The organism is Corynebacterium sp. HMSC074A09 (assembly GCF_001811545.1).
Taxonomy (GTDB): domain Bacteria; phylum Actinomycetota; class Actinomycetes; order Mycobacteriales; family Mycobacteriaceae; genus Corynebacterium; species Corynebacterium hiratae.
This window is the reverse complement of the sequence record NZ_KV805175.1, coordinates 71,583-90,999: the sequence shown is the minus strand read 5'-3', so window position 1 is coordinate 90,999 and position 19,417 is coordinate 71,583. Positions and strand designations below refer to the sequence as shown.

19 protein-coding genes are annotated in these 19,417 nt (G+C 61.7%); 14 read left to right on the top strand and 5 right to left on the bottom strand.

The features are described from left to right. Window positions 1-362 precede the first annotated feature (362 nt). Complete coding sequence (locus HMPREF2807_RS12910; RefSeq protein ID WP_070513489.1) at window positions 363-1,289, top strand: hypothetical protein; 927 nt, start codon at window positions 363-365, stop codon at window positions 1,287-1,289. Here the strand turns inward: HMPREF2807_RS12910 and HMPREF2807_RS12905 are convergent. After that, entirely contained in the window at window positions 1,286-3,025 is a 1,740-nt protein-coding gene (locus HMPREF2807_RS12905; protein ID WP_046647820.1) for a long-chain-fatty-acid--CoA ligase, read from the bottom strand. The genes HMPREF2807_RS12910 and HMPREF2807_RS12905 overlap by 4 nt on opposite strands. A gap of 178 nt (window positions 3,026-3,203) precedes the next feature. Then, complete coding sequence (locus HMPREF2807_RS12900) at window positions 3,204-4,916, bottom strand: long-chain-fatty-acid--CoA ligase (RefSeq protein ID WP_070513486.1); 1,713 nt, start codon at window positions 4,914-4,916, stop codon at window positions 3,204-3,206. 76 nt (window positions 4,917-4,992) lie between these two features. Here HMPREF2807_RS12900 and mshA point away from each other — a divergent pair, with 76 nt between their 5' ends. From mshA to HMPREF2807_RS12880, 4 genes are all read left to right on the top strand, one after another. After that, window positions 4,993-6,258 carry a D-inositol-3-phosphate glycosyltransferase gene (gene mshA / locus HMPREF2807_RS12895; RefSeq protein ID WP_070513482.1) on the top strand — a complete coding sequence of 422 codons (1,266 nt, stop codon included), beginning with the start codon at window positions 4,993-4,995 and terminating at the stop codon, window positions 6,256-6,258. A 43-nt stretch (window positions 6,259-6,301) separates the two neighbouring features. Next, window positions 6,302-7,051 (top strand): phosphoglyceromutase, encoded by a 750-nt coding sequence (locus HMPREF2807_RS12890; RefSeq protein WP_049154647.1) that lies wholly within the window; start codon window positions 6,302-6,304, stop codon window positions 7,049-7,051. Between the two features lie 75 nt (window positions 7,052-7,126). Next, entirely contained in the window at window positions 7,127-8,392 is a 1,266-nt protein-coding gene (locus tag HMPREF2807_RS12885) for a sensor histidine kinase (RefSeq protein WP_046647817.1), read from the top strand. Beyond that, window positions 8,389-9,087, top strand: coding sequence for a response regulator transcription factor (locus HMPREF2807_RS12880; RefSeq protein ID WP_070513479.1), 699 nt, complete (start codon window positions 8,389-8,391; stop codon window positions 9,085-9,087). The genes HMPREF2807_RS12885 and HMPREF2807_RS12880 overlap by 4 nt, the downstream gene beginning before the upstream one ends. On the opposite strand, the gene HMPREF2807_RS12875 is transcribed toward HMPREF2807_RS12880, so the two are convergent. Continuing rightward, window positions 9,084-9,965, bottom strand: coding sequence for a DUF3109 family protein (locus HMPREF2807_RS12875; RefSeq protein WP_070513477.1), 882 nt, complete (start codon window positions 9,963-9,965; stop codon window positions 9,084-9,086). The genes HMPREF2807_RS12880 and HMPREF2807_RS12875 overlap by 4 nt on opposite strands. Before the next feature lie 33 nt (window positions 9,966-9,998). Between HMPREF2807_RS12875 and HMPREF2807_RS12870 the strand changes: the two genes are divergently transcribed. From HMPREF2807_RS12870 to HMPREF2807_RS13635, 5 genes are all read left to right on the top strand, one after another. After that, on the top strand, window positions 9,999-10,928 hold the full coding sequence (locus tag HMPREF2807_RS12870; RefSeq protein WP_083306729.1) for a Ppx/GppA family phosphatase: 930 nt from the start codon (window positions 9,999-10,001) through the stop codon (window positions 10,926-10,928). A 9-nt stretch (window positions 10,929-10,937) separates the two neighbouring features. Further along, on the top strand, window positions 10,938-11,807 hold the full coding sequence (locus tag HMPREF2807_RS12865) for a hypothetical protein (protein ID WP_070513471.1): 870 nt from the start codon (window positions 10,938-10,940) through the stop codon (window positions 11,805-11,807). A 162-nt stretch (window positions 11,808-11,969) separates the two neighbouring features. After that, a complete protein-coding gene (gene proC, locus HMPREF2807_RS12860; protein ID WP_070513468.1) occupies window positions 11,970-12,761 on the top strand; it encodes a pyrroline-5-carboxylate reductase in 792 nt (263 codons plus the stop codon). A gap of 200 nt (window positions 12,762-12,961) precedes the next feature. Further along, on the top strand, window positions 12,962-13,150 hold the full coding sequence (locus HMPREF2807_RS12855; RefSeq protein ID WP_010189818.1) for a helix-turn-helix domain-containing protein: 189 nt from the start codon (window positions 12,962-12,964) through the stop codon (window positions 13,148-13,150). 243 nt (window positions 13,151-13,393) lie between these two features. Then, window positions 13,394-13,495, top strand: coding sequence for a 30S ribosomal protein bS22 (locus tag HMPREF2807_RS13635; RefSeq protein ID WP_003855542.1), 102 nt, complete (start codon window positions 13,394-13,396; stop codon window positions 13,493-13,495). Window positions 13,496-13,614: 119 nt separating this feature from the next. Here HMPREF2807_RS13635 and HMPREF2807_RS12850 read toward each other — a convergent pair whose 3' ends face one another. Next, on the bottom strand, window positions 13,615-14,889 hold the full coding sequence (locus HMPREF2807_RS12850; protein WP_232751688.1) for an HNH endonuclease signature motif containing protein: 1,275 nt from the start codon (window positions 14,887-14,889) through the stop codon (window positions 13,615-13,617). 152 nt (window positions 14,890-15,041) lie between these two features. Here HMPREF2807_RS12850 and HMPREF2807_RS12845 point away from each other — a divergent pair, with 152 nt between their 5' ends. Further along, a complete protein-coding gene (locus HMPREF2807_RS12845) occupies window positions 15,042-15,620 on the top strand; it encodes an LURP-one-related/scramblase family protein (RefSeq protein ID WP_070513462.1) in 579 nt (192 codons plus the stop codon). Here the strand turns inward: HMPREF2807_RS12845 and HMPREF2807_RS12840 are convergent. Next, window positions 15,617-16,633 (bottom strand): HAD-IB family hydrolase, encoded by a 1,017-nt coding sequence (locus HMPREF2807_RS12840; RefSeq protein ID WP_070513459.1) that lies wholly within the window; start codon window positions 16,631-16,633, stop codon window positions 15,617-15,619. The genes HMPREF2807_RS12845 and HMPREF2807_RS12840 overlap by 4 nt on opposite strands. Before the next feature lie 106 nt (window positions 16,634-16,739). Here HMPREF2807_RS12840 and HMPREF2807_RS12835 point away from each other — a divergent pair, with 106 nt between their 5' ends. The 3 genes from HMPREF2807_RS12835 (at window position 16,740) to hemC (ending at window position 19,352) form a co-directional block, all read left to right on the top strand. Next, a complete protein-coding gene (locus HMPREF2807_RS12835; protein WP_070513456.1) occupies window positions 16,740-16,979 on the top strand; it encodes a glutaredoxin family protein in 240 nt (79 codons plus the stop codon). Between the two features lie 105 nt (window positions 16,980-17,084). Next, on the top strand, window positions 17,085-18,461 hold the full coding sequence (locus HMPREF2807_RS12830) for a glutamyl-tRNA reductase (RefSeq protein WP_070513453.1): 1,377 nt from the start codon (window positions 17,085-17,087) through the stop codon (window positions 18,459-18,461). Next, window positions 18,462-19,352 carry a hydroxymethylbilane synthase gene (hemC, locus tag HMPREF2807_RS12825; RefSeq protein ID WP_070513451.1) on the top strand — a complete coding sequence of 297 codons (891 nt, stop codon included), beginning with the start codon at window positions 18,462-18,464 and terminating at the stop codon, window positions 19,350-19,352. Window positions 19,353-19,417 lie beyond the last annotated feature (65 nt).

Sequence of the window (19,417 nt, the reverse complement as noted above, 5' to 3'; positions counted from 1 at the left end):
TGAGCTGATGGGGAACGGTTTTATGAAGAGCTGTGGGCAGGATTAGTTAGCCCTACAGAACAATCATGATGTGCCACCGTAGTCGAAGCTTTCGCGCAAAGCTGTCTCCCGCGCGGAAAATGTGAGGTTTTTCTCACGTTTGGTGGCGGGGGCACTCTTTCTCAGCGCTCGCCGCGCGAAGTTGCCCAACCTTTTGTATCCTCGGGCTCACTGCAGCGGCTCGGGGAGGAGCAGGGGTGGCTCGGCATCGGCCCGCGCAGCATGAATGAAAAGAAAAACTAGGGGGGACTATGTCTCAATCAACACCAGAGAAAACGACTAAGACACCGGCTCGGCTCAGCAAAAGCCGAGTTATCAAAACCATGACCAAGCTGGCCGGAAAGCTTGAGGAGGATTCCTCGACCGGCATGCCCACCATCAAGATTGCGGGCGGATTCTTAAGCATCGACGTCAACGAAGAGATGGGCGGCCTCTGCGTCCTTGGGTATTGGGGCGGCGCGGTGTGCTTCGACCCGGACCGGCAGCCGTTGCGTATGGAAGTCAACGATCTCAACGGCGGTGCAATATCCGGCAGCCTCGTGGCCGAGCCCTGTGGAAGCTCCGCTATGCATACCCACCTGCGGGTCTTCGCGCCGCCCTATCTGCCGTCGACGGCCACGAATGCTCAGCTCAAGAGCATTATCGCGGGCTATGCGGCCGAGATGTCAGCGGTCTTCGCGCGCTTGGATGAGCAATTTTCGGAAGATCGCTCAAAGCCGCGGAAAGGCTCTGGGCTCAAGCCGGTGTCGCCTCACTATTTCAGTGAGGCCTATGGGGTGTCAGTAGTGGGGATGTGGCGGGTACATGAACGCGCCACACGCTTGGCGATGATCGGCACGCCCATCCACGTGGTGGATAACAAGAACGGGGCCGTGAGCATCCTCATCAATGAGCACACGATCGCCATTGAATCCGCCCTCGATGGCTCCGGGGATATTGAGCTCAGCCTCGTCACCCCCTCCGGCCGCTGCGCGTGTGACCTGGATGCGCTCGTGCGCTGGGCTGAGTTTATGAACGATGATCAATACGTTTACTCCGCGCGCATCGAGGCCGTGAACCTCGATGGCGGCCAAGAGCAGGACCTCGTCTTGGTGACCACGGCCCGCATTCCCACGAAGTGGGGCTACACCGACGAACAGCTAGATTGGCAGCTCAGCACGTTGGTGAGCCAGCTTGTCGGTGCTGGTGAAGCGTTCTACCGAACCTTCAACCCCACGCGCGTGATGCGCTATATCGACCGCGCGGCCTAGGCGGGGGCCTCTTCGCCGAGCAGTTTTAGGAGGTCCTTCTGCACTTCGCGGCGGCGGACCTTGCCCAGCTGGTCGGAGGCCAGGTGCTCGAAGTGGTAGAAGGTACGCGGTACCTTGTAGCGGGTCAGGCGCTCGCGGCAGTAATCCTTGAGGCCCTCCGGATCGAGCACCGCGCCATCCTCCAGGATGATGCAGGCCACGACATCCTCGGAGCCATCCGCGCGCGGGCGGCCGACGATGGCCACGTTGGTGACGTCCGGGTGCTGGCGGATAACGTCTTCCACCTCGGCCGGGTACACATTGAAACCGCCGGTAATGATCATCTCCTTGATGCGGGAGACGATCTTGATGAAGCCATCGGACTCCATGATCGCCATGTCGCCCGTGCGGTACCAACCATCGTGGAAGGACTGCTCGGTGGCCTCCGGCATGTTGAAGTAACCCTTGAATACCTGCGGCCCGCGCACGAGAAGCTCGCCCGCGGTGCCATCCGGCTGGGTCTCGCTGAGGTTGTCTGGGTTGCCGATGCGCACCTCGGTATCCGGGAAGGGAATGCCGATGTAGCCGGGGCGGCGGCTCTTGTTGAGCGGGTTTGCAGCGACAATCGGCGAGGTTTCCGTGAGCCCGTAGCCTTCCACGAGTAGGCCACCGGTGAGTGTTTCCCATTCCTCAACGATGTCCTCTGGCAACGCCGCTGCACCCGAGAGACTGTTTTCGATGCCGTGGAGATCGATGTTCTGTTCCTTGGCTGCCTCCATGACCTTGGAGTAGATCGTGGGTACACCCGGCATCCACGTGGGGCGGCGCTTCTTCATAATGTCGAGGAGCAGCGGAATCTTTGGCGCCGGGGTGAGGACCAACTCGCCGCCAATGTGTACGCCGAGGGCTGCGATGAGGGTGAGGCCATAGACGTGGAAGAGGGGGAGGGCAGCGAGCATGCGCTCGGGCTTCTTGCCGATTTCGGGGACCCACGCTTCCGCCATCTTCATGTTGCAGTACAGGTTGGAGTGGGTTAACTCCGCGCCTTTGGGCTTGCCAGTGGTTCCGGAGGTGTAAAGGATCAGCGCGGTATCTTCGCGGTTGACCTTGGCATCCTGTAGCTTCTGGCCTTGTCCGCCGATGGCGCGCCCGGTGAGCGTGCTCCACGGAACGGTGTTAGGGGCGGGAACTGAGAGCTCGGCGCGCTTGTCCTTAATGATGGGAAGCGGCAAGCGCAGTAGCAGCTGCTTGGGGCGCGGCATGGCCTCGATCATGTTGACCGTAACGATCGTTTCGAGCGGCGTGGTATCACGCAGCTCCTCAAAGACCGGGCTCGCCTTATCCCACACCACGGCCACGCGGGCGGCGTGATCTTGGAAGAGGGGCTCGAGCTCAGCCGCGGTGTAGAGCGGGTTGTGCTCCACGACGGTCGCCCCGAGTTTCAAGATGGCGTAGAAGACCGCCACGTGCTGGGGGCAGTTGGGGAGCGCTACGGCGACGCGATCGCCGGGGCGAATACCGAAGGCTTTGAGGCCCGCCGCGGCGGCGCGCACGTGGGTATCGAGTTCGCGGTAGGTCATTTGGTGGCCAAAGAACCACGTGGCGGGCCTTTCGCCGAACTCTTCCACGGTTTCTCGGTAGGAGTCCAAGAGCGTTTCGGTGCCGTAATCCAGATTGGGCTTAGTCCACTCAGGGTAATACTGGAGCCAGGCTTTCGACTCAAAGGCGGAGGATGCCTGGGCAGGGGATTCGGACATGTTCGCGAACTCCTTAGGTGGTCAAACTTGTTATGTTTGGAACAGTATAACCAATCTGTGACAGAAGTCTCGCAAAACTTAGCAAAGTTGCTTAACGTAACGAAATCTTTTCGGGACAAATCAATAACCCCGGCGATGTGCGTTTATCACGCAGGGATCGCTCCGGGGTTATGGAGTGCTACTTCTCGGCCTTGAGACGCTCGAGCAGATCCTGCTGAACCTCGCGGCGGCGAATCTTGCCCAGCTGGTCCGTGGCCAGCTTCTCGAAGTGGTAGAAGGTGCGCGGAACCTTGTAGCGGGTGAGGCGCTCGCGGCAGAAGCTCTTGAGGCCGTCGGGATCGAGCGCGGCGCCGTCGTTCAGCACGATGCAGGCCACGACGTCCTCGGAGCCGTCCGAACGCGGGCGGCCCACCACGGCGGCCTCCGCCACGTCCGGGTGGTCCAGCAGTGTTTCCTCAACCTCGCCCGGGTAGACGTTGAAGCCACCGGTGATGATGATTTCTTTGATGCGGCTGACTAGACGGATGAAACCGTCCTCTTCCATCACGCCCATATCACCCGTGCGGAACCAGCCATTGTGGAAGGCTTTCTTAGTGGCTTCCTCATCGCCGAAGTAACCCTTGAAAATCTGCGGGCCGCGAGCGAGAACCTCGCCCTCCTGACCATCGGGCATGGTCTCATCCAGGTTGTCCGGGTTGGCGATGCGAATCTCCGTGTCCGGGAAGGGGATGCCCACGTAGCCGGGGCGGCGATCATCGCTCATGGGGTTACCCACGATGATCGGCGAACACTCCGTGAGGCCATAGCCTTCCACGAGCATGCCGCCGGTGTACTTTTCCCACTTCTCCACGGTATTGACCGGCAGGGTCGAAGCGCCGGAGAAGGCCGCGCGCACGCCGTCGAGGGAGACGTCGTTTTCTTCCGCCTTCGCCACGATGCGCTCGTACAAGGTCGGCACACCCGGCACCCACGTCGGGGTGTGCTTCTTCATCAGATCCATGATGAGCGGCATCTGCGGGCTCGGAAGCAGAACCAGCTCGCTGGCGATGAGCGGCGCCAAGGTGGCGTTCATGGTCAGGCCATAGGCATGGAAGAAGGGGAGCGCTGCGAGCATGCGCTCGGGGGAATCACCCAGGCCCGGTACCCAGTGCTTGCCCATCAAGAGGTTGGAGAAGAGGTTACCGTGGGTCAGCTCCGCGCCCTTGGGGCTGCCGGTGGTGCCGGAGGTGTAGAGGATGAGCGCGGTGGTGTCCTTGGTGACTTCCTCTGGGGTGATGACGTCAGAACCATCGCCGCCAATCGCGTTGCCCACGAGGGATTCCCACGGCACCGTATTCGGGGCCGGGGCGGTGAGCTGATCGCGCTTGGACTTCAGCGGCGGAATCGGCAGGCGCAGGGCTAGGCGCTGCGGAGTCGGCATCGCGTTGATCATGTTGATGGAGACGACGGTCTCCAGGGAGGTCGTCGGACGCAGCTTCTCCAACGTGGAGGCCGTCTTATCCCACGCAATGGCGATGCGTGCGCCGTGGTTCTTAAACAGGCCCTCCAGCTCGTGGGCGGTGTAAAGCGGATTGTGCAGCACCGCGATGGCGCCTAACTTGAGCACGGCCCAAAAGGCGGAGATGAACTGCGGGCAGTTGGGGGCGACGATGGCCACGCGGTCCCCCGGGCGCACGCCGAAGGCGCGGAGGCCGGCGGCTGCGCGGCGGACCTGCTTGTCCAGCTCGGCATAGGTCTGCGTGCGGCCGAAGAAGTAGGTTGCCGGCTTGTCGGGGTGGAGCGCGAGGTTGTTGTCGTAAACGTCGAGAAGCGTGGTGTCCCCGTACTCCAAGCTGTGCGGGGTCCACTCCGGGTAGTACTGGAGCCACGCCTTGGACTCGTATGCCGACATCGATTCACCTTTCGGTCGCGTAGGTTGAGGTACGGGCCAGTATAACGCGGCTCGTTTCGGGATACACTGGAAAATTATGCGCATCGCGATGATTTCCATGCACACCTCACCCCTTGAACAGCCCGGTTCCGGGGACGCGGGCGGCATGAACGTCTATGTTCTCAACACTGCCCGCCAGCTCGCACGCCTCGGCGTAGAGGTCGATATTTTCACTCGCGCCACGCGCCCCAGTCAGGGGGAAGTGGTGGACGTCGAGGAACGCCTGCGCGTCATCAACATTGTGGCGGGGCCCTATGAAGGCCTCAGCAAAGAGGAACTGCCCACCCAGCTGGCCGCGTTCACGGGCGGCATCTTCAACTTCGCGCGCTGTTTTGAGGTGGAGTATGACGTCATCCACTCCCATTACTGGCTCTCCGGCCAAGTGGGCTGGTTGCTGCGCGATCTGTGGGATATTCCTCTCGTCCACACCGCGCACACCTTGGCTGCTGTGAAGAACGTGCACCGCACGCTCGATGACACCCCGGAAACCGAGGCGCGTCGCATTTGCGAGCAGCAACTGGTGGATAACGCTGACATCCTCGTGGTCAACACCGCCCAGGAAACCCGCGATCTGATCGAGCATTACGACGCCTCCCCGGAAAGGATCGTCGTGGTCTCCCCGGGTGCGGACACCGAGCTGTATACCCCGGGAACGGACCGCATGACGGAGCGCGCCCGCCGCCAGCTGGGCATCCCGCTGCACACCAAGGTGGTGGCGTTCGTGGGCCGCCTGCAAAAGTTCAAAGGCCCCGAGGTTCTGATTCGCGCTACCGCGGAGCTGATGGAGCGCGATCCGGATCGCAGCTTGCGCGTCGTAATCTGTGGTGGGGCCTCCGGGGCGAATTCCTCTCCGGATACCTATCACAATCTGGCCCGTGAGCTGGGGGTGGAGCGTGTGGTGCGTTTCCTCAGCCCGCGCCCGCCGCAGGAGCTCGTGGCCATCTACCAGGCCGCGGATATCGTCGCGGTTCCCAGCTATAACGAGTCCTTCGGGCTGGTGGCCATGGAGGCGCAGGCCTCCGGAACGCCCGTGGTGGCCGCGGCCGTCGGCGGGCTGCCCATCGCCGTCGCGGACGGTGACACGGGCTTGCTCGTCCACTCACACTCAGCGCAGGACTGGGCGGACGCATTGGAGCAGCTGCTTGACGACGATCCCCGCCGCATCGCCATGGGCGAAGCCGCCGTCGATCACGCCCAACAGTTCAGCTGGGCAGCGGCGGCCACCCAGCTGGAGAATATTTACGCCGATGCGATGAGTGTCGAGATTCCGGATTGCCACGCGCGCCGGGCAATCGGATATTAAAACCACCTGACGCGCTGTCGAAAAACGTGGCATGCTGGTGTTTATGAGTAACGGAAAGCTGATTCTACTTCGACACGGACAGTCCGAATGGAACGAGTCCAACCAGTTCACCGGTTGGGTTGACGTCAACCTCACCGCCAAGGGTGAGGGCGAGGCCAAGCGTGGCGGCGAGCTGCTCAAGGAACAGGGCATCTTGCCGAATATCGTCTACACCTCCCTGCTGCGCCGTGCCATCCGCACCGCCAATATTGCGCTCAACGCTGCGGACCGCCACTGGATCCCGGTTGTGCGCGACTGGCGCCTCAACGAGCGCCACTACGGCGCCCTGCAGGGCCTTAATAAGGCAGAGACCAAGGATAAGTACGGCGAGGAGCAGTTCATGGCATGGCGTCGTTCTTACGGCACCCCGCCGCCTGAGCTGGAGGATGGCGCCGAGTACTCCCAGGCCGGTGACCCGCGCTACGCCAGCCTGGATCAGGTTCCGCGCACCGAGTGCCTGAAGGACGTCGTCGAGCGCTTCGTTCCTTATTTCGAGGAAGAGATTCTGCCGCGCGCCAAGAAGGGTGAGACCGTTCTCATCGCCGCGCACGGCAACTCCCTGCGCGCACTGGTCAAGCACCTGGATCAGATCTCCGATGAGGAGATTGCCGGACTTAATATTCCGACCGGTATCCCGCTGGTTTACGAGATCACCGAGGACGGTTCGGTTGTGAACCCGGGCGGCACTTACCTGGATCCGGAAGCTGCTGCTGCCGGCGCCGCTGCCGTGGCTGCCCAGGGCGGAAAGAAGTAACCGCCCAGGAAGCTGCGTGCTGCGCACGATCCCCAGGGAGCCTATACTCCTTGGGGATTCTTTGTAGGGGTGTGAATGATTGTGGAACTGGTACTCGCTTTCCTCGCCGGTGTGGTGGCCTGCGGCCTGGCCATACCGGTGATCACCCGGATCCGTGAACGGATGGAGCGCCGCCGCGTTCGTGATGCAGACGCTAACCAGGTCACCAGTGTTAGCCAGGTTCTGCACCTCGCCGTGGGGGGTTCCCCATCTGGAATGACTGTGCTTTCGCGCACGAAAGAGGTCATCTTCTCTAACCCCGCTGCCCATGAAATGTCGATGGTGCACGACCGTGCGGTGAACCCCGACATTTGGAAGGTCGCAGAAGAGGTCTTTGAAGACAAAGAGACCCGCACACTGGACCTCGCCATCCCCAAACGGCGCACCGGTAACCGCGTGATTCAGGTGCGCGCAGTGGTCCAGCCGCTGACGCTCAACGATGATCGCTTCGTCATCGTCTACGGCACCGACGAATCCGAATCGGTGCGCATGGAATCCGCTCGTCGTGACTTCGTGGCCAACGTGTCGCACGAGCTGAAGACCCCGGTGGGCGGCATCGCCCTGCTAGCCGAGGCGCTCCTCCAGGACACCGGGGACCCCGAGCACGTCGAGTACTTCGGTAGCAAGGTGCAGAAGGAAGCGGCGCGCATGGCGGACATGGTCAGCGAGCTCATCTCCCTGTCCAAGTTGCAGGGGGCGGAGGCCCTCCCGGAGATGGAGCCGCTCGACCTCGATGAGGTCATTGATGAAGCCATCACCCGCAACCAACTCGCTGCCGATTCCCACCACAACCAGCTCACCCGCGGCGAATCCGCAGGCGTCAAGGTGATGGGAGATAAGTCCCTCCTGGTGACGGCGATTTCCAACCTGATCTCCAACGCCATCCACTATTCGCCAGATGAACTACCGGTGTCGGTAACGCAGAAGGTGGTCGGCGGGAAGGTCGTTCACATTCGCGTCACGGACCGCGGCATTGGCATCGCCCCAGAGGATCAAAAGCGCGTGTTTGAACGCTTCTTCCGCGTGGACAAGGCGCGCTCCCGGCAGACCGGCGGAACGGGCCTGGGCCTGGCCATTGTGAAGCACGTCGTGGCTAATCACGGCGGCAACATCAAGCTGTGGTCGCGCCCCGGAACTGGCTCGACGTTCACTATCGAGCTCCCTATATATGCGGAAGAAAAGCCAACAGATAATCTTATTAATCGGGATAATATAGAAGACGGAGCCGTCAGCTCTGCCGCCCCTGGTTTGCAGCGCGCCGTGGCGCGTGTAGCAGCTCGTCGAAAGGATAAAGCGCAATGACCACCATCCTCATCGTTGAAGATGAAGAGTCGCTGGCCGATCCCCTCGCCTTCCTCCTCCGAAAGGAGGGATTCGACGTACTCCTCGCCCCAGACGGGCCCAGCGCGCTCGAACAGTTTGCGGCGAATCACGTGGACATCGTCCTATTGGACCTCATGCTGCCGGGAATGTCCGGAACTGACGTGTGCAAGCAGCTGCGTGCGACCTCCTCCGTGCCGGTGATCATGGTGACTGCGCGCGATTCTGAAATCGACAAGGTCGTGGGCCTCGAGCTTGGCGCTGATGACTACGTAACTAAGCCTTATTCCTCCCGCGAGCTCATCGCCCGCATCCGCGCGGTGCTGCGCCGCGGCCACGACGTCTCCTCTGACAACGCCGAGGAGGAGCCGGACGATCAGATTCTGGAAGGCGGTCGCGTGCGCATGGACGTCGAGCGCCACACCGTGCTTGTCGCCGGTGAACCGGTCTCCATGCCGCTCAAGGAATTCGACCTTCTCGAGTACTTGCTGCGCAACGCTGGGCGCGTGTTGACCCGCGGTCAGCTCATCGACCGCATCTGGGGCGCCGACTACGTGGGTGACACCAAGACTCTCGACGTTCATGTCAAGCGCCTGCGCTCCAAGATCGAAGCCGAGCCTTCCCACCCGCAGCAGCTCGTGACGGTGCGCGGCCTCGGCTACAAGTTCGAGGCTTAAGCGCGAGGATCCGCTGGGTGCCGCGGGAAGTCGACCCCGGAGCGCGCCCGGGCCTCGCAGTGCGTGGCCAGAATCTCGTAGCTCTCCTCGCCGAGTAGCGCGATGAGCTCGGTTTTCTGCGACTTCCACAGTGGCTCATCCGCTATGTGGCAGGAGGGATCCGCCGAGCAATACCAATCGAAGTCCTCGCCGCCGTTGCCCCACCCGCGACGGTCATATTCGCCGATGGTGGTGCGCAGGATTTCCTCCCCGTCGGGGCGCTCCTCATAGTCTTCGTGCCGGCGAATGGGAAGCTGCCAGCATACTTCGGGCTTGACCACGGTAAGCTCCTCGCCCGCCTCGAGCGCCCACTGGTGGATAGCGCAGCCCGCGCCTGTGGGCCAGCCGGCGCGGTTGGCGAAGATGCAGGCGCCGTCGACAAGCGGCGTCTTGAGCGCCGGTTCCGGCTCGCCATCGTCGCCGTCGAGTTCATCCCACTCCAGCCAGGGTTCCAGCTCCTCAGGTTCTCCGTGTTGGAGGAACTCATCTACCCCCTCTGGGCGGTGCTGCCAGAAGCGGGCGGGCATGCGGGAGACGGCGTCGTGAAGCTGCTCCCGATCCGTCTCATCAGCCATGTAGGCGCCGTGAACGCAACAGCCGACGTCGGGCTGTTGCTTATCGATGCCGTGGCACCTCTCCGTTCCAAACTGGCAGGCATAGTGCGATTCGAGCCAGGTCAGGTCGATAGAAAAGACATGGAGTGGATCGTTCGGATCCGTAAATTCAAACCACTCTCTGGGGAAGTCGGGGGCCTTTTCGCGGCCGGCCAAGATGGATGCTGCCGCGGGGGAGGAGGCAGGAAAACCCAGGTAAACTTCATTCGATTTCGGGCGATTCACACCTACCCACGGTAGACCTACTACTCTGGAGGCGTGCGATTAGGTGTATTAGACGTCGGAAGTAATACCGTCCACCTTGTTGCGGTCGACGCCGCAACTGGTGGGCGGCCTTCGCCGATGAGCGATTGGAAGACCCCGCTGCGTCTGGTGGAACAGCTAGACAAGAACGGCAACATCCACGAGAAGGGCATGAAGAAGCTCATTTCCGCCGTGGGTGAGGCCGCCGAGCTGGGCCAGAAGCTGGGCTGTGATGAGTTCATCGCCTTTGCTACCTCCGCCGTGCGCTCAGCCACGAACTCGGCTGAGGTCCTTGACGAAGTGGAAAAGCAAACCGGCGTGCGCCTAGAGATCTTGTCGGGCGAGGAGGAAGCGCGCTTGACCTTCCTCGCCGCCCGCCGGTGGTACGGCTGGTCCGCTGGCCGCATTACCAACCTGGATATTGGTGGTGGCTCGCTGGAGTTATCCACGGGTACCGACGAGCATCCGGAGATGGCCTTCTCCCTCGACCTGGGAGCGGGCCGCCTGACCCACAACTGGTTTGATACTGACCCGCCGGAGAAATCCAAGGTGAACTTGTTGCGGGATTACATTGACGCGGAACTGGTCGGCGTGGCCGATAAGATGCGCGCGCTGGGCCCCGCTGGCTTGGCCGTGGGAACTTCGAAAACCTTCCGCACGCTGGCTCGTTTGACCGGTGCCGCACCGTCATCGGCGGGTCCCTACGTCAAGCGCACCCTCACTGCGCCGGGTCTGCGCCAGCTGATTTCCTTCATCTCTCGTATGACTGCAGCTGACAGGGCAGACCTTGAGGGTGTAAGTTCTACCCGATCGCATCAGATCGTCGCCGGCGCCCTTGTGGCCGAGGCGAGCATGCGTGCCCTGGGAATCGAAAAGTTGGAGATCTGCCCCTGGGCTCTCCGAGAAGGTGTCATTTTGCGCCGTACCGATAAGGGACTGGAATAGGAAAGAAACGTGGCTGACAAGAAACAGTTGACAGTTGCGGAGCTGCTGGCCCGTAACGCGAAGAACCGACCCGGCGAGGAGAAGGCCCCGCGCCGCCGTCGTCGCAGCCTTGATGAAGGCGGCATCTCGGTTGCGGAGCTGACCGGCAATCTTGAGAGGGTCAAGGCAACTCCGGCCGAGGCAAAGCACTCCAGCGTCTCCATTGACGAAACGGCCCCGGTCATTCCTGCACCGAAGAAGGAGCAGAAGGAACAGCCTAAGCAGGAGACTCCTCAGCAGGAGGAATCCAAGAAGAAGGCTGACAAGCCTCAGGCTGCTGCTGTCCCAGTAGAGAAGTCAGCTGAGCCGGAGACCAAGCGCTCCCAGCCCTCTGATGAGGACACGCGTGTTATCCAAAAGGTCAAGGACGAGCCTAAGGAGAAGGCTGAGGCAAAGAAGACTGAGGCTAAGGCCGAGTCGAAGGTCGAAGAAAAAACCGACGATAAGGTCGAAACAAAGGTCGCTGACAAGACCGCACCGGCGGCTGCGGTAGCAACCGAGGATGACACCTTCACCACGGGGGAGCTCGAGGCAGTCGATCAGGACCGTGAAGAGTACGACGAAGACTACGACGACGAGGAGGAGGGCAAGCTCAACCCCTTCGCCGTCGTCCTGCTCGCCCTCGTGGGTATCGTGCTCGGTGCAATCGTATTCAAGGGCTTTGAAATTCTCTGGGACCGCTTCGACCGCCTAGTCGTCGTCGTGCTCGGCGTCGTCGTCACTGGCGTCATCGTCGGAATCGTCCACGCACTGCGTACCAGCCGCGATGGTTTGTCGATGTTCCTCGCAGCCGTTGCCGGCCTCGTGCTTACCTTCGGCCCGCTGCTCGTTGTGATGTAAGAATTAGCTCCATAGGACACCTTCTCATAAGGCATCTGTCACAAGGTATCTTTGCCCCTGAAAACGCCTTCTGACAGATGCCTTTTGCATGCGCGGGGTCAGCCTGCGTGCACAGCCTTGACCTGGTGGCCGCATCCTAGCCTTTCTGGCACCCTGGGATGCATGACAAAAATTGCAGTACTTGGTGGAGGACAAATCGGCGAAGCCCTAGTTTCCGGGCTGGTGAACGCAGGCTACGAGGCCGCGGACATTGTGGTGACCAACCGCCGCTCCGAGCGTGGTGAGGAGCTGAAGGACGCTTACGGCGTAAGTGTTACCAGCGATAATGCTGCGGCGATCGACGGCGCCGACTACATCTTTGCGTGTGTGAAGCCCTATGCCATCGAGGAACTTCTCGATGGGCTCGACATCCCCAAGACAGCGGTGGTTGCCTCCATGGCGGCTGGTCTGACCCTCGACACCCTGGAGAAGGCCGCAGGCGAGGGCGTGCCCGTCGTCCGCGTCATGCCGAATACCCCCATGTTGGTGGGCAAGGGCATGTGCACCTGCGCGGGTGGTTCCCACGTCACGAAGGAGCAGCTCGACGGCGTGGTCAAACTGCTGGAGGCCGTCGGTGAGGTCGCCGTCATCGAAGAAAAACACATCGATGCCGCTACCGCCCTGGCCGGCTCTGCACCTGCCTACTACTTCCTAGTCACCGAAGCGCTCATTGATGCCGGCGTACAACTCGGCCTCACCCGCGACGTTGCCGAGAAGCTGGCCACCCGCACTGCACAGGGCGCGGGTGAAATGTTGGCTGAATCCGGTAAGGATCCGGTCGCTTTGCGCGCAGGGGTAACCTCCCCGGGGGGAACCACTGCCGCTGCCCTTCGCGAGCTCGAGGAGTCCGGACTTCGAGGCGCCTTTTTCCGCGCCGCTGAGGCATGTTCCCAGCGTGCGCAGGAACTTGCCTAGAGTTCTCCACCGCCCTGGGAGCGATGTGACACCTGTTGTCATTCGGGCTTGATGGGGAACAACGGTGTGAAAGAGGAAAAAATTAGCACTTGGGTCGCATTAGTCACAGGTTTCACGCTAAGCTGGCAGGAGCGCGTGCGTGATAGTCCTGTGGGAGGGGAAGCCTACAGCGCGTCACGTGCTGAAGGGTTAAATAAACTATGACGAATGAAGATAAGGGAACTTTCCTGACCATCGCCGAAGTTGCGGAGATCATGCGTGTCTCCAAGATGACGGTGTACAGGTTGGTTCATGCAGGTGACATGCCGGCAGTGCGCGTGGGACGCTCGTTCCGCGTTCACGAATCCGCCGTCAAGGAATACCTTGAGGCTTCCGTGTACGGAGCCTAGCGCACACCTCTCTCTGACAGCGCCCACCACTGCGGACCCTCGCGGTCCACGGCGGTGGGCGCTGCCGTTAGTTTTGGTGCTGGGCAGGCCACTAGGTAAGATAGTGAACATTCGTTTCGGCACTGGTATGCCTGTGTCTCCCCGTTTCGCGGGGGCCGCCTCGAGTGCACCGTGGGTGGTTTTATTCCAGGCGTTGCCGGCCGGGTTACGTACGTACTGATACCGAAAGTGAGGAAACCTGCTATGGGTTCTGTCATCAAGAAGCGCCGCAAGCGCATGTCCAAGAAGAAGCACCGCAAGATGCTTCGCCGCACCCGCGTTCAGCGCCGTAAGCTGGGCAAGTAAAGCTTCGCCTGCAAACTCCCCGCATGGTCCTTTTGGGATCGTGGCGGGGAGTTTCTGTTATCTTTTCTCCTTCCCGTCATTTCAGATGACCGCGCCGTCGTTTCAAACGACGACACCGCTTAGAACGGAATATCTTCCTGCGGGGTGCTGGGGGTGCGGGGTTCCTCGGCAGCGTCGTGCGCGTTGTGAGCCTCTTGTGCTTCCTCGTAGGCGCGCTCGCGGGTGGCTGAAATCTTTTGGGCTACCGTCTGGGCCCAACGCTTGTTCTTCTTTGCCAGCGGGCCAGTCGGCTCCGTCATGGCCCACGTTCCGTCCTCGTAGAGCCACACGATGTCCCCAGTATGCGGATCCATGATATAGTGCGTGCGCCCATCAGTCTTCATGTTGTGGTGGTGCTGGCACAAGCTGGCCAAGTTGCGCGGGTGTGTGGCACCGCCATCGGCGTAGTTAATGCGGTGGTCCATTTGGCACAGGTAGGCCGGCCGGTTGCATCCCGGAGCGCGGCAGGTGCCGTCCCGGCCCTCCACGTATTTGCGGATGAGCTCTGAACAAACGTAGCTGGCTGACTCCGGCGGCTGCGAGGAAAGGTCGCGCGTGCGTGTTGCGGGAATGTCCTGTGACGTCCAACCGTGCCCTTGGACGAAGGTGGGAGCGTTGTCGATATCGCTGGCTTGATAGGTGTGCAGAATGACGGTCGCGGGCGGAGAGATACTGCCGGCGATGAGCTTCTTCAGGGCATCGGCCTGTGAAAGGCCGTTTTCCTTTGCTGCCTGCTTGATGTAGCCATCCAAAATCATGCCCGTGGCGCTATCGGTATTGAGCTCGAGGATGCCGCGCTCGCCAGTATCGGTAAAAGTATATGAGTCCTTCTTCGGGGAATCGCGGAAGGAAAAGGACTTGTTGATGCTCTTGCAGATATCGCGCACCTTGCGCCCAATCTGCGCCGGGGTAGGAAAGACCTGGTTCGGTGAGGTAGGGGTGAAGAAGGTGGCAAGGGCGTCGTCGATAAGCGCGAGTGTTTCCGCAGGCAGCGCGCCCAGCTTGGTCAAGGTGCGGTCGATGGTGATGAGCGCTTTCATATCGAGCAAGAACTGGCTGTCTTGTAGGGCCTTGACCTGCGGTAGCTCCGTGAGGCGGTGCACGGCTAGACAGCATTCACTAACGGTGTAGTCCCCGACGCCAAGCTTGGCGACGAGCCTCTGGCACGCGACCCCGAAATCCTCATCGAGGTCTGGCATGGCGGCTACCCACGAGCGGTAGTCTGCACGGCGAGCGGCGCTGCGCTCCACGGCGAGGGCGCAGTCAGGGTTCATATGGGAAAAGTAGGCGGTTTGGGTGGCGGTATTCACGGTATCCCCCGAGATTGACGTGTCGATGATATGTTCTAAACGCACTATAAAATATGCCCCGGACATCTATCTCTACCTGGCATTATTGGGATATCTGGGAGGGGGTTATGGAGCCTGTATTTGTCGCTATACACCGAGTGGGGAGTGCCATCCTTCTCACCCCACAGGAGCTCATCGCGTACGTAAAATAGCGAACTATGTTGCCTCGACTCCTCACTCTTAACAGCCTGGTTATTTCGCAGACCAAGTCCTTCATGCAGGATGAATTCCTGATCGCCGATGACGAGGGCGTGCCCGTCGGGACGATTCTGCAGTCGACGAGCCTGAAGGACATGTTCTTCAACGCCTCCCGCAGCCTTCAAGTTGCCTTCACGGATGAGCAGGGAAACCCGCAACAGCCGCTCATGGTGATCAAGGATCCGCCCAACTTCGTGCAGGATACCTATGAGGTGTATCTGCCGGGCGTCGAGAAGCCCATGGCGATCGTGACCAAGCGGTTTGCCATGTTCAAGACGCGGCTGAGCCTAGAAATGGAGGGCTTTCCGGAGATCGAGATTGAAGGCGATGTCTGGGATTGGAATATCACGATTACCAGCCAGGGGCAGCCGCTGGCAGAGGTACGCAACGAGTGGGGAGGCGTGGGCAGATTCCTAACCGGGAAGAACACGTACCGCCTCAGCATTGCGCCGGGACTCGACCCGCAACAGCATGCCGGGCTGATTGGTGCGGTCATGTGCATGGACATGCTGCGCACCAAGGCTCAAAGCAGCGACTAGCGGCGCACGAAGCGCCAGCTGCCATAGGAGAAGAGCGCGGTGGCGAGTGCCGGGAGGCCGTAGGTGCGAACGGCCTTGCGTACCGAGCGGTAGTCGCGGATGAGCCAGCCTTTTTCCTCTGCAATATCGCGCAGCTTGGAATCTGGATTAATGGCCACCGGGGTCCCCACCATGGAGAGCATCGGGACATCGTTGGCGCTGTCGGAGTAGGCGGTACAGCGCTCAAGATCGAGGTTCTCCAAGGTGGCGAGCGCCGCCACGGCGTGCTTTTTACCTGGACCGTGGAGGATATCGCCGACGAGGCGGCCGGTGAAGCGGCCATCTTTGACCTCCGCCACTGTGCCGAGCGCGCCCGTGAAACCGAAACGCTGCGCCAGAATCTGCGCCAGCTGCACGGGGGTGGCCGTGACCAGCCATACCTGCTGGCCAGCGTCGAGGTGCATCTGCGCCAGCTGCTTCGTGCCCGGGTAGGCCTTGCGGGCCATGGATTGGTCCACGATGCTCTCGCACAAAGCCACCATCTCATCCACCGAGCGGCCCTTGACAAACTCGAGCGCTTGCACGCGCCCAGCAGCCACGTCAGCGGCATTCTCCGAACCGGAGATGCGGAACTTGAGCTGCTTCCAGGCGATGGGCAGGATCTCTGAGAGCTTGAAGTAGCGACGCCGCGCGAGGCCCAAGGCAAAGGACACGAGCGAGGACCCTTGGACCAAGGTGTTATCCACGTCGAAGAAGGCAGCAGCGCCGGCGTCTTGGGGGATGTCTGGGTCGGGCTCGGTTATGGAGCGCGACCCCGCCGATTCGAAGGAACCCTGGACGGAATCGATGCCGGAGGAGAAGGCGTCCAGGTCGATGCCGAAGAGGTGCTCCACGGCGGCGGCTGCCGACGCCTCACCGGCCGTACGCTGGTGCTCTTCGCCGAGCGGGGCGAAAGCCTGTTGCTCCAGGAAATTGCGCAAGTTTCCCCTGCTAGCGGTCCAATTGGCAAGGAACTCGCGGGGAGAATCGGGCATACCAGGAGGGAGCGGGAGGGGCACGCGTTCAGCTTTCATAGGGTGGGCGGACTAACGTGTCCATAGTAAACCGCGAAACGTTCTACGTCCTACCGAGGAGAGCTTTATGTCCCACGTCGTCGAACTGATGGTGCGTACCACGTGCGGCTCCTGCGCGCGCGTTCTGGAGCAGATTACCCCGGTGGTCCGTCACGCTGGGGCAGAGCTTAAAGTGTGCAACGTCGATGAGGATGCGGAGCTGGCCATGGAATACGGCGATCGCGTTCCTGTTGTGGTTATTGATGGAGAGGAATTCTCCTGCTGGGAAGTGGACAATGAGGAGCTAGCGCAGGCGCTGGCGGACTAGCTTTCTGTGGGCACTTCCGTGAGTTTCGGAAACGAGATGACAACTAGTAGTCTTTTGGATGATCTATGTCATCCAAAGGGATGATGCAAAACTGGAGGGTTGTGCATGAGTGTGCTCGTCGTGGGCATGTCGCATCAGTCGGCGCCGGTGGCGCTGCTGGAAAAGCTGAGCATGGACGAGACCGTGCAGAATGACACTTGCCGGGCCATGGTGTCGGCGGGCTCGCTGAGCGAGGCGATGATTATCTCCACCTGCAACCGCCTCGAGGTATACACCGTCACCAACTCTTTCCACACCGGGGTCCAGGATGTCGTGCGCAACCTCGCTGACGTTTCCGGGGTGGAGGAGGAGAAGCTGCGCTCCTATCTCTATGTGCGCTATGCCGACGCCGTCGCTGAGCACCTCATGATGGTGGCCTCAGGCTTGGACTCGATGGTGGTAGGGGAGCAGCAGATCATCGGCCAGGTGCGCACCGCCTACCAGTTTGCTTCGGAGCAAGGAACCGTCGGCCCGCGCATCCATGCGCTGGCGCAGTCCGCGCTGCGCACCGGCAAGCGGGTGCATTCCGAAACCGAGATCGATGAGGCGGGCTCCTCCATGGTCTCCTTTGCTTTTGATCAGGCGCTGAGCCGCATGGGCAGGGAAGATCTCGCGGGCAAGCGCGTGCTCATCTTGGGCGCAGGCGCGATGGCCTCGCTCGCGGCAACGCACGCGGGGCGCCTGGGTGCGCAGCTAATTATCGCGAACCGCACCATTGCCCGTGCGGAGCGCGTGGCACAGCATGCCCATGAGGCGGGCGTGTACGCGGACGTTATCGACTTCTCGGAGCGCGCCCAGGCCCTGCGCGATGTGGACGTGGCAATTTCCGCCACGGGAGCCCAGGGCTTCACTATTACGGCGGCCGACGTCGAGCGCTATCACGTAGCCGACCGCGAGCTGATGCTCGTGGATCTCTCTCTGCCGCGCGATATTGATGACGCTGTGGCAGAGGTCGAGGGAGTCGATCTGGTCAACATCGAGAGGCTCAGCAACTCCCTGCAGGCAGCCGATACCGACCTGGCCGCCGGTACCAGCCCGCACGCGCAGGCGCGGCGCATCGTCAGCGAAGAGCTGGAAGCCTATGCCTCTGAGCAACGCGTCCGCGACGTCGTCCCGGCGGTCTCAGCTCTGCGCAAGCGGGCCGCGAACCTGGTCCAGTGCGAGGTAGCGCGGCTGGAGCAGAAGCACCCGGAGCTGGATGAGCGCCAGATGGGAGATATCAATCGCGCCCTCAAGCGCGTTGCGGATAAGCTGCTGCACGAGCCCACGGTCCGCGCGAAGCAGCTCGCGGCGAACTCTGGCACCGTGAGCCACGAGACCGCACTGCAGGAGCTTTTTGGACTCCACCTGGAGGGCAGCGGCGTCGCCGTGGACGTGGCGGAGCTGCCGGACGCCGCGCAGATGGAAGCCGCGGAAAGCACTAAGGAAGAAAAGGACGCATAGATGTTGAAGATCGGTACCCGAGGATCCCTCCTGGCCACGACTCAGTCGGGCCACGTGCAAGAGTGGCTGCAAGAGGAAGGCTATGAGGCTGAGCTGCACATCGTCACCACGCAGGGTGACGTCAATATGGCTCCCGTGGAGCGCATCGGCGTGGGCGTGTTTACCCAGGCCCTGCGTGAGGCCGTCGCCCGCGGCGAGTGCGAGATCGCAGTGCACTCTTTTAAGGACCTGCCCACGGCTGCCGACGAGCGCTTCGACCTCGTGGTTCCGCAGCGCCAGGACGTGCGCGAAGCACTTATTGCCCGCGATGGCCTGACCCTCAAGGAACTGCCGGAGGGCGCGCGCGTGGGTACGTCTGCCCCGCGCCGCATCAGCCAGCTGCGCGCGATACGCCCAGACCTGGACATCCGTCCGCTGCGCGGCAATATTGATACCCGGATGGGCAAGGTCACCAGCGGCGAGCTCGACGCCGTCCTCTTGGCCTACGCCGGCCTCGTGCGCGCGGGTTACGCGGATCGCGCCACCGAGGTCTTCGATCCGGAGATCTTCATGCCCGCGCCCGCGCAGGGTGCCCTGGCCATCGAGGCGGTCAAGGGGACCGAGGCGGCGAAGGCCATCGCCCTGCTTGCCGACGCCCCCGCTACCGCCGCCACCCGCGCCGAGCGCACCGTACTTTCCCAACTGGAGGCCGGTTGCACCGCGCCGGTGGCCGCTACCTCCCACTGGGAGGGCGATCAGCTTGTCGTGCGCGGTGGGGTCTTCGCTCTCGACGGCTCCCGCCAGCTCATCGCTCAGGCTCAGGGAACAGCGGACGAGGCTGAAGAATTGGGGCGCGCGGTCTCCAAGGAGCTCTTCGCGCAGGGAGCTGCAGACCTACTGGCAGCGGAGTAATCGCACGTAGATTTTTGGTTTCGGGCCTTTTCCTTTAGTGTGTATCTAGCACACGATCATTGAGA

Coding starts and splice junctions, on each gene's coding strand:
- HMPREF2807_RS12910 (WP_070513489.1), top strand. CDS start 363: ATGACCAAGCTGGCCGGAAAGCTTGAGGAGGATTCCTCGACCGGCATG.
- HMPREF2807_RS12885 (WP_046647817.1), top strand. CDS start 7,127: ATGATTGTGGAACTGGTACTCGCTTTCCTCGCCGGTGTGGTGGCCTGC.
- mshA (WP_070513482.1), top strand. CDS start 4,993: ATGCGCATCGCGATGATTTCCATGCACACCTCACCCCTTGAACAGCCC.
- HMPREF2807_RS12840 (WP_070513459.1), bottom strand. CDS start 16,633: ATGCCCGATTCTCCCCGCGAGTTCCTTGCCAATTGGACCGCTAGCAGG.
- HMPREF2807_RS12855 (WP_010189818.1), top strand. CDS start 12,962: ATGACGAATGAAGATAAGGGAACTTTCCTGACCATCGCCGAAGTTGCG.
- HMPREF2807_RS12890 (WP_049154647.1), top strand. CDS start 6,302: ATGAGTAACGGAAAGCTGATTCTACTTCGACACGGACAGTCCGAATGG.
- hemC (WP_070513451.1), top strand. CDS start 18,462: ATGTTGAAGATCGGTACCCGAGGATCCCTCCTGGCCACGACTCAGTCG.
- HMPREF2807_RS12900 (WP_070513486.1), bottom strand. CDS start 4,916: ATGTCGGCATACGAGTCCAAGGCGTGGCTCCAGTACTACCCGGAGTGG.
- HMPREF2807_RS12835 (WP_070513456.1), top strand. CDS start 16,740: ATGTCCCACGTCGTCGAACTGATGGTGCGTACCACGTGCGGCTCCTGC.
- HMPREF2807_RS12880 (WP_070513479.1), top strand. CDS start 8,389: ATGACCACCATCCTCATCGTTGAAGATGAAGAGTCGCTGGCCGATCCC.
- HMPREF2807_RS12845 (WP_070513462.1), top strand. CDS start 15,042: ATGTTGCCTCGACTCCTCACTCTTAACAGCCTGGTTATTTCGCAGACC.
- proC (WP_070513468.1), top strand. CDS start 11,970: ATGACAAAAATTGCAGTACTTGGTGGAGGACAAATCGGCGAAGCCCTA.
- HMPREF2807_RS12905 (WP_046647820.1), bottom strand. CDS start 3,025: ATGTCCGAATCCCCTGCCCAGGCATCCTCCGCCTTTGAGTCGAAAGCC.
- HMPREF2807_RS12830 (WP_070513453.1), top strand. CDS start 17,085: ATGAGTGTGCTCGTCGTGGGCATGTCGCATCAGTCGGCGCCGGTGGCG.
- HMPREF2807_RS13635 (WP_003855542.1), top strand. CDS start 13,394: ATGGGTTCTGTCATCAAGAAGCGCCGCAAGCGCATGTCCAAGAAGAAG.